This window comes from Jiella pacifica (genome assembly GCF_010500815.1).
Classification (GTDB): Bacteria; Pseudomonadota; Alphaproteobacteria; order Rhizobiales; family Rhizobiaceae; genus Jiella; species Jiella pacifica.
Window position 1 is genome coordinate 124,183 of record NZ_JAAAMG010000008.1, and the last position, 13,361, is coordinate 137,543.

At 67.1% G+C, this 13,361-nt stretch carries 13 protein-coding genes; 5 read left to right on the forward strand and 8 right to left on the reverse strand.

The features are described from left to right. Positions 1 to 37: 37 nt before the first annotated feature. Genes ureG through GTK09_RS11850 form a run of 3 tightly spaced genes read right to left on the reverse strand, consistent with a single transcriptional unit; the run spans position 38 to position 1,867 of the window. The gene (gene ureG / locus GTK09_RS11840) at positions 38 to 670 is read right to left on the reverse strand and encodes an urease accessory protein UreG (protein WP_163463364.1); all 633 of its coding nucleotides are present in this window, start codon (positions 668 to 670) and stop codon (positions 38 to 40) included. Beyond that, on the reverse strand, positions 667 to 1,407 hold the full coding sequence (locus GTK09_RS11845) for an urease accessory protein UreF (protein ID WP_163463365.1): 741 nt from the start codon (positions 1,405 to 1,407) through the stop codon (positions 667 to 669). The genes ureG and GTK09_RS11845 overlap by 4 nt, the downstream gene beginning before the upstream one ends. A gap of 19 nt (positions 1,408 to 1,426) precedes the next feature. Further along, the gene (locus GTK09_RS11850; RefSeq protein WP_163463366.1) at positions 1,427 to 1,867 is read right to left on the reverse strand and encodes an urease accessory protein UreE; all 441 of its coding nucleotides are present in this window, start codon (positions 1,865 to 1,867) and stop codon (positions 1,427 to 1,429) included. Positions 1,868 to 2,090: 223 nt separating this feature from the next. On the opposite strand from GTK09_RS11850, the gene GTK09_RS11855 reads away from it, so the two are divergent. Further along, positions 2,091 to 2,594 (forward strand): putative pterin-binding protein, encoded by a 504-nt coding sequence (locus GTK09_RS11855; RefSeq protein ID WP_163463367.1) that lies wholly within the window; start codon positions 2,091 to 2,093, stop codon positions 2,592 to 2,594. Next, a complete protein-coding gene (locus GTK09_RS11860; RefSeq protein WP_163463368.1) occupies positions 2,591 to 3,727 on the forward strand; it encodes a GGDEF domain-containing protein in 1,137 nt (378 codons plus the stop codon). Before GTK09_RS11855 ends, GTK09_RS11860 begins: the two co-directional genes overlap by 4 nt. 175 nt (positions 3,728 to 3,902) lie before the next feature. Here the strand turns inward: GTK09_RS11860 and ureC are convergent, their stop codons facing one another. Continuing rightward, positions 3,903 to 5,615: an urease subunit alpha gene (ureC, locus tag GTK09_RS11865; RefSeq protein ID WP_163463369.1), complete on the reverse strand. Its 1,713-nt coding sequence runs from the start codon at positions 5,613 to 5,615 to the stop codon at positions 3,903 to 3,905. Positions 5,616 to 5,797: 182 nt separating this feature from the next. Here ureC and GTK09_RS11870 point away from each other — a divergent pair, with 182 nt between their 5' ends. Both GTK09_RS11870 and GTK09_RS11875 read left to right on the forward strand, forming a co-directional pair. Beyond that, complete coding sequence (locus GTK09_RS11870) at positions 5,798 to 6,223, forward strand: hypothetical protein (RefSeq protein ID WP_163463370.1); 426 nt, start codon at positions 5,798 to 5,800, stop codon at positions 6,221 to 6,223. 218 nt (positions 6,224 to 6,441) lie between these two features. After that, the gene (locus GTK09_RS11875) at positions 6,442 to 6,843 is read left to right on the forward strand and encodes a hypothetical protein (RefSeq protein WP_163463371.1); all 402 of its coding nucleotides are present in this window, start codon (positions 6,442 to 6,444) and stop codon (positions 6,841 to 6,843) included. 54 nt (positions 6,844 to 6,897) lie between these two features. Here the strand turns inward: GTK09_RS11875 and GTK09_RS11880 are convergent, their stop codons facing one another. Both GTK09_RS11880 and GTK09_RS11885 read right to left on the reverse strand, forming a co-directional pair. Then, positions 6,898 to 7,203 (reverse strand): urease subunit beta, encoded by a 306-nt coding sequence (locus GTK09_RS11880; protein WP_163463372.1) that lies wholly within the window; start codon positions 7,201 to 7,203, stop codon positions 6,898 to 6,900. A gap of 139 nt (positions 7,204 to 7,342) precedes the next feature. Beyond that, entirely contained in the window at positions 7,343 to 7,918 is a 576-nt protein-coding gene (locus GTK09_RS11885; RefSeq protein ID WP_163463373.1) for a HupE/UreJ family protein, read from the reverse strand. Between the two features lie 247 nt (positions 7,919 to 8,165). Between GTK09_RS11885 and GTK09_RS11890 the strand changes: the two genes are divergently transcribed. Continuing rightward, on the forward strand, positions 8,166 to 8,588 hold the full coding sequence (locus tag GTK09_RS11890; protein WP_163463374.1) for a hypothetical protein: 423 nt from the start codon (positions 8,166 to 8,168) through the stop codon (positions 8,586 to 8,588). Between the two features lie 120 nt (positions 8,589 to 8,708). Here the strand turns inward: GTK09_RS11890 and GTK09_RS11895 are convergent, their stop codons facing one another. Next, on the reverse strand, positions 8,709 to 10,073 hold the full coding sequence (locus tag GTK09_RS11895) for an aspartate aminotransferase family protein (protein WP_163463375.1): 1,365 nt from the start codon (positions 10,071 to 10,073) through the stop codon (positions 8,709 to 8,711). Between the two features lie 432 nt (positions 10,074 to 10,505). Beyond that, entirely contained in the window at positions 10,506 to 13,238 is a 2,733-nt protein-coding gene (locus GTK09_RS11900; RefSeq protein WP_163463376.1) for a TIGR02302 family protein, read from the reverse strand. Between the last annotated feature and the right edge of the window lie 123 nt (positions 13,239 to 13,361).

A 13,361-nucleotide genomic window follows, 5' to 3' on the forward strand; every position in this document is an offset into this window, starting at 1 on the left:
CGTGTGAGGCGACAGGGTCCGCAGCGAACGCAGAGGCTCAGGCCGCTGCCTCGATCTTTGCGAGGCCGCCCGTGACGGCCAGGAAATCGACGATCTCGGCAAGTCCTCTCGCGCGGGAAAGATCCGTGAACACCGTCGGCAGGAGGCCCCTGCCCGTTTCGGCGTCGCGGCGCATCCGCTCCAGGTCTGCGCCGACATAAGGGGCGAGATCGGTCTTGTTGACGACAAGAAGGTCCGACCGCGTGATTGCCGGCCCGCCCTTGCGCGGAATGTCGTCCCCCTGGCAGACGGAGATGACGTAGATCGACAGGTCGACGAGATCGGGCGAGAACGTCGCGGCGAGATTGTCGCCGCCGGATTCGACCAGGATGAGGTCGAGGTCGGCGTGGCGCCGATTGAGCTCGCGGATCGCGGCGAGATTGATCGAGGCGTCCTCACGGATCGCCGTGTGCGGACACCCGCCGGTCTCGACGCCGATGATCCGGTCGGCGGCGAGCGCCTGCATCCTGACGAGCGCCTCGGCGTCCTCGCGGGTGTAGATGTCGTTGGTGACGACGCCGATCGACCAGGCTTCCCGGGCCGCCTTGCAGAGCTTTTCGGTCAGGGTCGTCTTACCCGAGCCGACCGGACCGCCGATTCCGACGCGTAAGGGGCCGTTGGTGGAAGTCATGAACGAAAGAGCCTCGTTGGGAGCGTTTCGTGCCGCATCGCGGCGATCTCCGAGACTAGTGCGGACGAGCCCAGATCGTCCAGCGTCGCGTCGCCCGCCCGCCCCGCATTCGCGACGATCGCCGGCGCCAGCGCATGGATCACCCCCACCCATTCGCTTTGTCCGAGCGGCACGAGACGCACCGCGGCCGAGACCTGCGAATGGGCGAAGTTGTGGGCATAGGCGGTGAGGACGTCGCCCCGGCGAAGGCCGGCCAGCGCCGCGACGGTACCTGCCGCAACGGGCATAGCCATCGCTTCGGCCTCTGCGAGGACCGGAACCGGATGGCGCGCCGCCCCGATCCAGGGCCGTGCGGCGGCCAGAAAGGCGGTGCCGAGGCCGATGGTTTCCGCGCGGCGCTCGGCGCTGCCGGACAGGGCGCTCGCAAGCTCGGCGAGATCGGCCAGCGCCGCGCCATCTTCGCCGGCGGCCGCTCCATGGGCAAGCGCCACGAAGACGAGATCGTTCCAGCCGCTGCCGCGCGAGATCAGCACCTCGACCCAGGCCTCGACGCCCGGCGCGTCTTTTACGCGGCGCTCGCGAACCGCCGCCTCCAGGCCGTGGGAATAGGCGAAGCCACCGATCGGAAAGGCCGGCGAGAACAGCGTCAGCAGCGTCGCGAGGTCATGCGGCATGGCGCCCCCCGCTGCGAATTCGCGGCTCGCGGCGGCGTCTGCGCTGCGGATCTCGCTCGTCATCCCTCGCCCAGCCTCCATCTCAGTCGTGGTGATGGGCCTGATAGGCGCCGCCTTCGGGATCGAAGGCCGCCTCGATCTCCTCGACGCGCGCGCCGAGGCCAAGGAGCATGTCTCGGATGACGGGGTCGCGGCGGATCGTCAGCCGGTCGGCGAAGATCTGTGCCGCAAGATGGCGGTTGCCGATCTGCCAGGCCAGCGCGACCAGATGGGCCGTATCGCGGCCGCGCACGTCATAGAGCAGTTCCGGCTTGGCCCTGACAAAGATGACCTGCCCGTTGTCGAGCAGGATGCCGTCGCCGTCGCGCAAGAGGGTGCTTTCCGGAAGATCCAGAAGGAATGCGATGCCGCCGTCGGAAACCATCGCCATGCGGCGGCGATGCCGCAACCCCTCGTCGAGCGTGATGGTGTCCGCGGCCTCCGTCCAATCCCCACGCCGCAGGACGCTGTTTCCGACGATCATGAGGTCCCCTTTCGATCCTGAAGTCCTGGCCGGGCCCGAGGCGGGCCTTGCCGGCGGAAGATAATGCGCCGAAGGGGCCGGCGGTAGCCAGCACCTCGGCTCGCCGGGACCCGCGAGCCGACATTTGGCACGGATTTCGATGCGAGGCTTCACGAAAATTTAGCTCCACAACGTCAAGCTCTCCATAACGTCACACTGAGAAAGAAGCATCGTCGTGAAAGGCATGAACCGCCGTACCGTTCTTCTCGCAATTTCCGCGGCGGTGGCCCACCCCTTGTCTTCGGTGGTGGCGCATGCCACCGAGAACTTCGACGATCCGGCGGCCAGGCTGGTCTCCGTTACAGCCGGCGGCAGGACGATGACCTTCAGCCGGAACGATCTCGCGGCGTTGCCGCAGACGCGGTTCGAGACGAAAGCCCCGTGGATCGCCACGCCCGCCGTCTTCGAAGGGCCTTCGGTCGCGGCGTTGCTGCGGGCTTTCGCGCCCGAGGCGACGTTCGAACGGGCCGAGATCGGAGCTCTCGACGACTACATGGTTGCCGCGGAGGTTCCTCGGCTCGTTGCCGATGGCGCGATCTTCGCCATCAGGCAGGATGGCGCCTTCATGCCGGTGGCGCAGAAGGGTCCGGTCCTGGTGATCTTCCCCTTCGACGACAGGCCCGAATTGCAGGACAAGTCGCATTTCGGCCTGTGTATCTGGCAGATATCGCAGATCAGACTGTCATGATCAGGCGGTGGTGGACGACGATCCGCAATTTCGACGCCTTCACCGGCGCGTTGCTGCTCGCAACCTGCGCGCTTGCCGGATTCGCCGCCGTGACGAGCGTGCAGATTCAGCGCTATCAAGGCCAGATCGTCGAGCTGTCGAACTACAACCTTTCCTACGTCTACGCGCGAACGCAGATCGAGATCCTCAGGCTGCATGCGGCGATCAGCGATGCGATCCTCGATGGCGATGGCGAAGGTGATGGCGCGGCGAAGCTGCGATGGGCGATCGTCAAGGGCCGCATCTCGACGATACCGACGTCCTACGGTCCGATCGACGTGCCCGAGGCGGCGACGGCACGCGACAATCTGGACCAGACGCTCGATGCCATCGCCCCCCTGATTGCCGCGCTCGGCGCCCCGGGCAGCGGGGTAAAGGCGCTGAACCGGCTCGATCGGGCGGCCGACGAATTCACCCGGCTGACCGCGCTCGCCAATGTTCGTCAATCGGAAGTCGCGCAACGAGAGCAGGATCTTCTTTCCGCGACAATGGTCCGCCTGAGCTCGACCATCCTCTTGATGTGCTGCATCGGCCTCGCCCTCGGCGTGGTCGTCTTCCGCCAGAAGCGGCGATTGCGCCGGGCAGCCGTCACCGACGTTCTGACCGGCATGCCGAACCGTGCCGCGATCCACAATTGGAAGCCGGCGGGCGGCAAGCCCATGACGGTCGCGCTCGCAGTGATCGACGTCGACCGCTTCAAGGAGGTCAACGACGAACTCGGCCATGCCACCGGCGACGACCTCCTGCGATGCCTCGCCAATGTCCTGCGGCAGCATACCGACGGGGACGCGCTGGCGGCGCGGCTCGGCGGCGACGAATTCGTCGTGATCTTCACCGGCAACGACGCTTGGAAACAGGCCGAGAGCCGGTGTGCGGCGATCGAAGAGGCCTTTCGCGCCTGTTGCCGGACGACAGATTTTGCCCGCGCCACGCTCTCGATCGGCATTTCCGTCGGAAAGGTCGCATCGAGCGCCGACGTCGAACTGCTGATGACACAGGCCGACGGGGCGATGTACGGCGCCAAGCGCAACCGCCGGAACGCTTCGGACCGTGGAGCGAGCTTCGGACGCCCCCGGCAGTTGGCCTGCGGCTGACCTCGGCTCGGTCCCCACCACTGACTGATGGAGCCGCTATAGACTTGCTTGGCGGGACAAGGTTCCAGGCAGCCGATGCCCCGTCCCCGCACGGTCGACATGAAGCGTTACTCTTCATTCCCGGGGCGATGACGCATCCCCCCGGCGCCCCTTTCGCGGTCGCCGCCGGCCAGCCTCAGAAGAGGAAATAGCGCTGCGCCATCGCCAGTTCCTTGGCCGGCTCGCAGGTGAGCAGGACGCCGTCGGCCCGCACCTCGTAGGTTTCCGGATGCACCTCGATCGTCGGTGTCGCCGCATTGTGGATCATCGCCGACTTGCCGATACCGCCGCGGGTGTTCTCGACCGCAAGGAAGGTCTTCTCGCAGCCGAGTGCGTCCCGCAGCCCCCTGCCCATCGCAGCTTGCGAGACGAAGGTAACACCGGTCGCGCCCACGGCCTTGCCGAACGCGCCGAACATCGGCCGGTAATGGACCGGCTGCGGCGTCGGGATCGAGGCGTTCGGATCGCCCATCGGCGCCGCGGCAATCATTCCGCCGATCAGCACCATCATCGGCTTCACCCCGAAGAAGGCCGGATCCCAAAGCACCAGATCGGCGCGCTTGCCGACCTCTATCGAGCCGATCTCGCGGCTCATCCCGTGGGCGATCGCCGGGTTGATCGTGTATTTCGCGACGTAGCGCTTGGCGCGGAAATTGTCGTTGTCGCCTCGCTCCTCCGGCAGCCGGCCGCGCTGGCGCTTCATCTTGTCGGCTGTCTGCCAGGTGCGGATGATCACCTCGCCGACGCGCCCCATCGCCTGCGAGTCCGAGGCGATGATCGAGAAGGCGCCGATGTCGTGGAGGATGTCCTCCGCCGCGATCGTCTCCTTGCGGATACGGCTTTCGGCGAAGGCGATGTCCTCGGGGATCGACGCGTCGAGATGGTGGCAGACCATCAGCATGTCGAGATGCTCTTCGAGGGTGTTCACCGTGTAGGGCCGAGTCGGGTTGGTCGAGGACGGCAGGACGTTTTCCAGCCCGCAGACCTTGATGATGTCCGGCGCATGGCCGCCGCCGGCGCCCTCGGTGTGGAAGGCGTGGATGGTGCGGCCCTTGAAGGCATCGACGGTGTTCTCAACGAATCCCGATTCGTTCAAGGTGTCGGTGTGGATCATCACCTGGACGTCGTAGTCGTCGGCCACCGACAGGCAGTTGTCGATCGCCGCCGGCGTCGTGCCCCAGTCCTCGTGCAACTTCAGCGCGCAGGCACCGCCCTCGATCATCTCGACCAGCGGCGCAGGCAGGGAAGCGTTGCCCTTGCCGGAAAAGCCGAGATTCATCGGAAAGGCGTCGGTCGCCTGGAGCATGCGGGCAAGATGCCAGGGACCGGGTGTGCACGTGGTAGCGAGCGTCCCGTGGGCCGGGCCGGTGCCGCCGCCGAGCATCGTGGTGACACCGGAAAACAGTGCCTCGTCGATCTGCTGCGGGCAGATGAAGTGGATGTGGCTGTCGAAGCCGCCGGCGGTGACGATCTTGCCCTCGGCGGCGATCGCCTCGGTGCCGGGGCCGACGATGATGGTGACGCCCGGCTGGGTGTCGGGATTGCCGGCCTTGCCGATCGCCGCGATCCGCCCGTCCTTCAGCCCGATGTCCGCCTTGTAGATGCCGGTATGATCGAGGATCAGCGCATTGGTGATGACCGTGTCCACCGCCCCGTCGGCCCGCGAATGCTGCGACTGGCCCATGCCGTCGCGGATCACCTTGCCGCCGCCGAACTTCACCTCCTCGCCATAGGTCGTCAGATCGCTCTCGACCTCGATGAAGAGTTCGGTATCGGCAAGCCGCACCTTGTCGCCGGTGGTCGGGCCGAACATGGCGGCGTAGGATGCGCGCGTGATCTTGGCTGGCATGACGTGTCTCTCGTGCGAACGGACGGTCGATCGGGTCGTGACGCCGCGGCGCGGTGACGCCGCGGGATCGGGTCACCATATGTCGGTCGAGAAAGCTTGTCTTCACTCGAACCGGACGATGCGCGCGGCTTTTCCCCCCTGGCCTCCGGCCAGTGCCCCGCGGCGCCCCCGAAGGAAACCCGATGCGACGCCTGCCCCCCTTCCTCGCCATGGCCGTCATCGCGGCCGCCCCCGCGACGGCCCAGCCCTTCGATCCCGGCCCCGGGATCAGCGTGCCGGGATCCTCGATGGCCGGCGCCAAGATCGGCGGCGCGCCGCAGCGGCCGAATGTCGGCATCAAGAACGCCCCGGTCTTCGGCGATACGGTCGAGGAGCGCTATTACGGCCGCGACTACGACGACAGCTATCTGCGCCCGAAGATCCCGAACGGCGCGAGCGGCGCCGGCGAGACCGAGCGCCGGGCGAGCGAGGGCAATTCGCGGCTGGACGGCATCAATTCCGGAACCTTCGCCCGGGAAGGACCCGGCGCCATCGGCTCGAGTGCGGTGACCCGCGGCCGTTCGAGCGGCTCGCACCGAGCGATCATCCGGCGCGATCGGCCCCGCTGACGGACGCTACTGCCCATTTCGGCAGGGCTGCACCCTTGCTAATTCCCTGCCGAGGACGAGGTCCCGAAACGATTCGCAGGGATGGAAATCTCCCTGTCGAGGGCCAGTTAGCTCGAAGGGATGGCCGGAGCGTTCTGGCGGCTCCGATCGATCGGCTCTAACGGAGAACCGTTATGCGCATCTCATGCTCCGCCCGCGTCTCAGCCGCGCTCGTTCCCGTGGCGTTCGGCGCTGCCGTGGGGTTCGCGGCTCCGGCCTACGCGCAGTCCGTTCAAACCAGTCAGCTGTCGGGGACGACGTCGACGACCGGCGGCGGTCTCGGCAGCGCCGCAGTGGGCTCCTCCTCCGACGCAACGCAGCTTCGCGCGACGCAGGGCTCGTCCTCGATCGACAGCACCAACGTGGATGCGCTCGCGCGATCGGGAGATATCGGAACGTCGCCGGTCGATACGCTCGGCACGTCGAGCGACCCGATGAACTCGAACTATTCGGCACAGCTTTCGCCCGTCCAGACGCCGGCGCCCAACCTGCCCACGCCGAGGGTCGGCATCGATCTCGAGGCGATCCAACATGGCCTCGCCGCAGCGCCGAGCGCAACGCCTGACGCCGCCGGGAACTGAACGTCTCGGCCTTGCTCGTGGTCTCGGCTGGGCTTGATCCGACCAGGCAGGCCTTCAGAGGCTGCCCATTACCTGGCCGTTGAATCCGAACACCTTTCGGCTGCCGCGCAGCGGCACGAGCGTGACCTCGCGCGTCTGACCGGGCTCGAACCGCACGGCCGTGCCGGCGGCGATGTCGAGCCGCATGCCTCGCGCCGCTTCCCGATCGAAGGAAAGCGCCGGGTTGGTTTCGGCGAAATGATAGTGGCTGCCGACCTGCACCGGCCGGTCGCCGCCATTGCTGACTTCCAGCGTCAGCGCGTCCTGGCCGGCGTTCAGCGTCAGCTCGCCGTCCATGGTGATGATTTCGCCGGGGATCATTGTCACAGCCTTTCGAAAGTCGGGCGCGTACACCCAGGGACGATCTTCGAAACCGAGCGCCATCCGACCACCGGCGAAGCCGGAAGGCCACTGCCCCCGCGCCGGCTTGCGGCACGGGGACAGCGACGGGCCGTAAGCCTCAGGCGGCGAACAGCGCGAGACCCGCCACGGCACCGAACAAGCCGGCGGCGCGAATCGCCATCGGCTGGGCATGACGCACCGCCGCCGAGCCGAGCCACAGCCCCGCGCCATGAAGCGCCGCCGTCGCCAGCGCAAAGCCGCAGGCATAGGACAAGGCGCCCGCTGCGCCGAGCTCGGAGCCGTGCGCATGGCCATGGAACATCGCAAAGACGCCGACGATCGCGGCGGCCGCCACGGCCGGAATACGGACGGCGAGCGCGATCAGTAGGCCGACGGCGACGAGCGAGGCAATGATCGTCGGCTCGACGAAGGGCAGCGAGACGCCGGCCATGGCGAGGCCGAAGCCGACGAGCATCATGCCGACGAAGGCGGCCGGGATGGCGAAGCGCGCCGCGCCCTTGAAGGTCGCCGCCCAGATCCCGACGAGCAGCATGACGACGATGTGATCGATACCGGTGAGAGGATGCGACACGCCGGCAAGCAGCGAGCCGTGCTCGGCCGGATTGAGATGAGCGAGAGCCGGCAGCGGCGTCGCGAGTACGGCAGCAGCTGCCAGGAGAGTGCGTTTCGGCATGTTGTCCCTCGATGTTGGTCGACCGGCGCCCCGACTTGGGTCGCGCCCCAGCCGTCGAACGGATTGGAAATGACCCGGCCACGCCGGCGGAGCCGACGGTTCGTGCTGGGCGGCGCGATGATGTTTCCGTGAGCGGACCGTGTCAAAGGCTTTTTCGCATTTGCACAAGGTTCACCGGCGAATGCCGCTCGAAGCCTGCAGCCGCAGGAGGAGCCGTCTCATCCGACATCCATCCTGGCGAGCCGTCATGCGCGGCATCGCGGATGAAACCACTTCCTCACTTTTTCGTTTTATTGCCATTGTGCCGCCACAACGGCAAGATGACGTATCGGAAGGTGAAGCACCGGCGGAAGGATCGGGGCAGCCTTCCACGACAGGTTGGAGCAATTTGATGACGCGGCCACTCCTTTTCGGAATGCTCGCAGCGATCGCCTTGGCGGCTTACGCCGTCCCGGCCGGAAACGATCAGCCCCTGATCGTCCGCGTCGTGACGATCGGCGACAGGACGGGACCGGCATTCTACTCGGCGGTCGAACAGGGCTACCGGTTCATCGCATCCTCGGACCTGCTGGATGCCGAGCAGGTCATGGCCGGCGGCGTGGCCGAGGCCGGCCCGGCCGGCGCGGCCTCGATGGTCACCGCCGAGGTCGAGAGCCGGCCGGCGATGTAGGACTTCGCGCCGAGCCGGGCGACATGCGAACGGCGGGATATCCCCCTGCCGGCCCCCTTCGAAACATCTTCGCCGCAGCCCCGTCCGGGCGATTTCCCGAATCGGGGCAGCGGGCATCGCTCACATTGTGGCCTGAAGCTCGTCGAGGCCCGCGCGCGTCGCGTCGACGATGGTGTCGATATGATCCTTCTCGACGATCAGCGGCGGGCAGAAGGCGAGCGCATCGCCGATGGCTCGCGAGATCACGCCGTTCTTCTGGACCATGGCGAAGGCGGCCGCGGCCATCGAGCCGGGCGGCTGCATGGCAACCTTCGCCTGCTTGTCCGTCACGAGCTCGATCGCGGCGATCAGCCCGACGCCTCTCACCTCGCCGACCAGCGGATGATCCCCCAGCGACGCCAGCCGCTCCTGGAAATAGGGAGCGATCTCGGCCGCGTGCTCGACCAGCCGCTTCTCCTCGATGATCGCCAGGTTTTCCAGCGCCACGGCGGCGGCGACGGGATGGCCCGAGGCGGTGTAGCCATGGCCGAACGTGCCGATCTCCGAGGATTGATCGGCGACCGGCTGATAGACGCGATCGTTGATCAGAAGCGCCGAAATCGGCAGGTAGGACGATGACAGCGCCTTCGACACCGTCATGATGTCCGGCTCGATGCCGTAGGTCTCGCAGCCGAAGGTGCGGCCTGTCCGGCCGAAGCCGCAGATCACCTCGTCGGCGACCAAGAGGATGTCGTATTTCTTCAGGACCGCCTGGATCTTCTGCCAATAGGTCTTCGGCGGCACGATGACGCCGCCCGCGCCCATCACCGGCTCGCCGATGAAGGCGGCGATCGTCTCCGGACCTTCCGCCTGGATCATCGCCTCGAGATCGTTCGCACAGCGGGTGGCGAATGCCTCCTCGCTCTCGCCCTCGCGGCCCTCGCGCCAGTAATGCGGGCATGTGGTGTGGAGGATCCCCGCCATCGGCAGGTCGAAGGCGCGGTGGTTGTTCGGCAGGCCCGTCATGCTGGCGGAGGCCAGCGTCACCCCGTGATAGCCCTTGATGCGGCTGATGATCTTCTTCTTCTCCGGCTGGCCGAGCGCGTTGGAGCGATAGCGCACCAGCTTGATCATCGTATCGTTGGCTTCGGAGCCGGAATTGGTGAAGTAGACTTTCGACATCTTCACCGGCGCCATGGCGATCAGCTTCTCGGCGAGCTCGATCGCCGGAACGTGCGACTTGTGGGTGAAGGTGTGGTAAAAATTCAGCTTCTCCATCTGACGCGCCGCCGCCGCCGCGAGCCGCTTCTCGCCGAAGCCGATGGCCACCGACCACAGCCCCGCCATCGCCTCGACATAGCGTTTGCCGTCGGTATCGGTGACGTACATGCCCTCGCCGCTTGCCATGACGATCGGCCCGGTCTCTTCGTGCCGGCGGGCATTGGTGTAGCTGTGCAGGTGATAGGCGACGTCGCGCGCCTCGATCGAGTTGGGGTTGAGGGTCATCGACGAAACTCCAGGAGAGGATACGGCTGGCCGCTGAGCGGCCTTTTCTCGGTTCGCAGTCGGGGGACGGACGGGCAGCCCGCCAAACCGACTTATAGGGCCGCGCCAGCCTCTCCGCCATGGGTGCGGTCGATGCGGCTGGAACCGCATCCGCTCCGGCCGCGCCGAAGGGATCGCCACCGTGTCTACTCAGTCTTGGAAGCAGCATTCGGCTGGCAACGGGGCTCTGCCCCGACAGACGAGTGAAACGCGCTGAAGCACCGAACGTGCGTCATCCTCGAGATGGGCCACACGAGGTTCACACATCGCTTCTCCGCCCCAGCGGTTCGCGCGCTGCATCGACGTCGCGGAATCTGCGGAAACATGACCGCCTCATCATCCCGGGCTTGACCCGGGATCCACTCCAAATCGTTGCCGTCGTTGCGGCGAGCGTCACGGCGTCTGCAGCAGACGCTCCAGATACTCCCGTTCCTGCTGCGGGGACAGCTGGTTGCCGAGCCGCTTGCGGATCTGATCGAGAATTTTGCGGGCCCGCTGGGTGTCGATCTCGTCGGGGATGCCGACGTCCTGGCCGAAATCGGGGCCCTGGCTGTTGCGCTGGCGGCCGAGCGGATCGCGGCTCGACTGATTCATCTGCCGGCCGCCGAAGCCCTGGCCCATCTGGCCCTGGCCCGGCTGCTGGCCCTGCTGCATCGCCTGCTGCATCTGCTGCATCATGTTCTGGGCGCCGCGCCTCAGCGCTTCGAGGGCCTTGCCCTGGTGTCCGAAGGCCTCGCCGTCGCGGCCCTCGCCGAGCGAACCCTCGGCATTGCCCATTTCCTCCCCGGCCTCGCCGAAATCCTCGGACGGCTGCATGCCCATCCCTTCCAGCTCCTGGCGCATGGCGTCGAGCTGCTGCTGCAGCTGGCCCTGCTGCTGTTGCAGCTGCTTCATCATCTCCTGCATCTGTTCGGCGGTCATCTCGCCGCCCGGCTGCTGGCCCTGCTGTCCTTGCTGCCCCTCTTGGTTCTCGCCCTGCTGCTGCCCCTGCTGTTGCTGGCCCTGCTGTTGCTGGCCTTGCTGATTCTGCTGCTGTTGCTGCTGGCGATACATCTGGCGGCCGAGATCGTAGGTCTGGTCCCGCAGCTGCTGTTGGCGCTGCAGCATTTCGCCGAGCTTGTTCATCTGCTCCTGCATCGGGTTCTGCTGGCCCTGCCCCTGGCGCTGCTGGCCGGGCCGCATCGCCTGGAGATTGTCCATCATCTGCTGCAGTTCCGAGAGCATCTGCTGGGCCGCCTCCTTCGAGCCGGACTTCGCCAGATCCTCGATCCGGTCGAGCATCTTCTGCAGGTCCTGGGGACGGATCTCCTGGAAGTTCTGCGCCTGCATCTCCTGCTGGCTCATCGGCGGCATGTTCTTCATCTGCTCGGCAAGCGCCTGCATGTATTCCTGCATCGCCTCGCGCAGTTCCTGCATCAGCTTGTCGATCTCCTCGCTCGAAGCGCCGTTTTCCAGCGCCTCGACAAGCTCTTCGCGCGCATCCCGGAGCCGGCGCTCGGCGAGCGACAGATCGCCGTCCTCGATGCCGAGGGCAATCTCCCACATGAAGTCCGCGGCCGACCGCAGCGTATCGTCGTCATGGGCCGTGGCGATGCGGGTCCTGACCGCCTTCAGCGCCAGATAGTCCGTCGGATTGGCGATGAATTCGTCGCCCCGCAGGGTCACGGCGTCGAGCATGTCGACGACGCGGCCCGCCTCGTTGGCATCGAGGGCGAGGATCCGGCGCTGCTCGACCACCGCTTTTGCCAGCGGATTGAGGAAGCGGCGCTCGGGCAGCGTCATCGTCTTCGTCTGCGAACGCCCCGACTGGCCGGCATCGTCCTCGGCGACGAGGGTCAGCCCGACCTTTGCGCCGGAATAGGGGCTTTCGGTCAGGTCGACGCTGGATTTGCCTTCAGCCACGCCCTGCCCCCGTCGCGGCAGAGCAAGCCGCATCTCCGGTGCCGGGTAGAGAGGCCGGGCGCCGGCGGCCTTCGCACCCTCCACCTCGATTTCGCCGCGCGCCTTGCGCACCCCATAATCGTCGCCGACCTCGTAGGTCAGCTGCAGCGCGCCGTTGCGGGCCTCGGAGGGCTCGCCCTTGAAGGCGATGGTCGGATCGGTGTCGGGGGTGACGGTGAAGCGCCATTGTCCGAGCGAGGAAAAGCTGGTTCCGACGTCGACGGACCCGCTTTCGGCGACGGTGTAATCGTAGTCGCGCGGGCCGTCGGTCGGTGCCCCGCCCGCCTCTTCACCGTCCGCTTCCGCAACCGGCTTCGACGCTTCGGTGGCGGTCGGCTCCCCCTCGCCGGCTGCCGAGCCGTTCCCCGCTGCCGCCGCGGCCGCCGCTTTCGCCTCTGCGGTCGAGACGATCGTGATCGCCTCCGCGTCCTCGCGCGCCGGGTCGAACGTCACGCCGACGCTTTCGCCATTGCTGACGCGAAGCGAGAACTTGCTGCCTTCCGGGATGGTGATCGGCTGCGTGTCCGCTGCCGTCAGGAAGATCGGCGCCCGCCGCGTATAGGCCGGCGGCGTCACCCAGGCGTCGACGCGCCGGCCAGCCGTCTCGATGCCCGTCGGCTGCAGGAAGGCGTCGGCAATGCGTCCGCCGTCCGGGCCGAAGGAGAAGGCGAAGGACGTGACGAGGAGAAGGGCGAGGACGGCCCGCAGGCCGATCGGGTCGATGCGTTCGCTGCGCGTTGCCGGCGCGCCGCCGGTGAGATGGCGCAGATTGGCCGACATCCGCCGCTGATGCTCGCGCCACAGGGCCGCCGCGAAGGGATCGTCGCTGGATGGGCGCTCCCCCTGGGCGCGCAGCGGCTGATGGACGAGCCGGCTGGTCGCCTCGATCCGCCGGTCGACGTCGCCGGCCGAAGGAAGCCGCAAACGCCGGGGTCCGACCACGAGAAGGGCGAGCGAGGCGGCGGCGCCGAGCGCGATGACGGCGAGAACGACGAGGCGCAGGACGTCCGGCATCAGCCGGAACAGGCCGAACCAGGCGAAGACGAGGAACAGCGTGGCGGTTGCGGCAAGGCCGAGGATCGCCGGCCAGGACCGCTCCAGCACCATGGCGGCGAAGGTCGTCCGGCGCGTCCATCCGAGCCGCCGGGACGGCCGCCATGCCCTCGACGCGTCGTTCTCCGCCATGCCCTGCCCCGTTTCGCACTCGTGAGGTCCGACCCTAACAGGATTTGAGGCGAAGTGGAGGCGCTTGACGGGACTGTGAAGATGCTGCGAGGTCAGATGGTTGGCCGCAGGGCCCGGCGCCAG